Raw genomic sequence first — 1,552 nt, forward strand, 5'->3', positions numbered from 1 at the left:
TCCGCGCGGCACCGTGCGGGGCGCTCGGGTCGAAGGGGCGGCCCCCGCGCCGCAGCAGGTGGCCGGCGATCATGAGCAGGACGCCGAGCACCAGGAAGCCGGCGTCCCACCAGGCCTGGTGCTCCCCGGAGCGGACGTGGTGGATGCCGAGGATCTGATGGTTCAGCAGGCCCTCGACGATGTTGAACAGGCCCCAGCCGAACAGCACCCAGCCCCACAGCACCCGCGAGGTCCAGACCGCCCGCCGCTCGTGCGTCACCCGCCCGTAGAGGACGGCCAGGCCCGCCAGGACCAGGACCCAGCACAGCGCGTGGAAGAAACCGTCCCAGACCGTGTTCATCTCCAGACCGGGAACCGTCTTCGGGTCGTAGTACGTGACGCCGATGCGGTCGTGGTCGGTGCTGGTGAGCAGGTGGTGCCACTGGAGGATCTGGTGCAGGAGGATCCCGTCCACGAAGCCTCCGAGGCCCGCTCCCAGCAGAATCCCCGGCAGCCGGAGGCTGTTGGGTGTCGCGGCGTGCGGCCGCGCGTCGTCTTCCAGGGCCATGGGTGTGTTCCCGTCCGTTCCGTTCCGTTCCGTTCCGTCCTCCGGGCGTGACCGGCGCTCCGACACGGCTTCCCTCCCGGCCTCCTCCGAATCTCCCCCCGCGCCCGGTGACCCGGTCGGCCCAACTGGGCACGCGCCGGGGCGGAACCTGCGGTGAGAGTGGGTCCATGGCAGACAACGGTGAGCGGCGACGCGCCTCGGCCACGGCCACCCGGCGCGCACCGCGGGAACGCAAGGTGCGCACCGCGGCCGACGCGGCGCGGTGCGCCGCCGACGGCCTGGCGGAACTCGTCCATCACCCCCAGGAAGGCGTGTCGGCGGTCTGCCGGACCGAGGACGGCGGCTGGACCGTCGTGCTGGACGTGCTGGAACTGGCCCGCATCCCCGACACCACCAGCCTGCTCGCGTCCTACGAGGTGGAACTGGACGCCGGGGGCCGGATGCTCCAGTACTGCCGCACCGCTCGCTACCGGCGCGGGGGCGCCGACCAGTAGGCGGCCGTATCCCCTTCCGAGAGGAACGCCACATGACCGTCGTGACCCCGTCCCCGTACGCCGACGAACTCGCCTGTGTACCGCGCGCGGGCACCCTGTACGACGTCCTGGACCTGATCCTCGACCGCGGCATGGTCATCGACGTCTTCGTCCGCGTCTCCCTGGTGGGCATCGAGATCATAAAGATCGACGCCCGGATCGTCGTGGCGAGCGTCGACACCTACCTGCGGTTCGCCGAGGCCTGCAACCGGCTCGACCTGGAGCGCACCTCGCGCAGCAAGACCGTGCCGGAACTCTTCGGCGGCGGCGGGGCGGTGAGCAGGACAGCCGCGAAGGCGGGCGCGCGCAAGGCGGGACGGTCCCTCGGCGACAAGGTGCGCGGGGTCCTCGGAACCGACGGTGACCACGACCGGGACGACCGCGACGACCGCGACGCCGGGGACGCCGGGGACGAACTCGGCGAGGAGGAGTACGCGTACGAGGAGAGCCCCAGGCCGCAGCGGCGCCGCCG

3 protein-coding genes are annotated in these 1,552 nt (G+C 72.0%); 2 read left to right on the plus strand and 1 reads right to left on the minus strand.

What is annotated here, in order from left to right; all coding sequences use genetic code 11:
• The coding region (locus tag HW445_RS30425; protein ID WP_180224021.1) for a DUF2243 domain-containing protein at positions 1-547 on the minus strand (547 nt) is incomplete at its 3' end.
• Positions 548-714: 167 nt separating this feature from the next.
• On the opposite strand from HW445_RS30425, the gene HW445_RS30430 reads away from it, so the two are divergent.
• On the plus strand, positions 715-1,041 hold the full coding sequence (locus HW445_RS30430) for a gas vesicle protein (RefSeq protein WP_180224022.1): 327 nt from the start codon (positions 715-717) through the stop codon (positions 1,039-1,041).
• Positions 1,042-1,073: 32 nt separating this feature from the next.
• A partial coding sequence (gvpJ, locus tag HW445_RS30435) for a gas vesicle protein GvpJ (protein WP_180224023.1) occupies positions 1,074-1,552 on the plus strand: 479 nt, incomplete at its 3' end.

This window comes from Streptomyces sp. UH6 (assembly GCF_013421635.1).
GTDB lineage: Bacteria > Actinomycetota > Actinomycetes > Streptomycetales > Streptomycetaceae > Streptomyces > Streptomyces abyssomicinicus.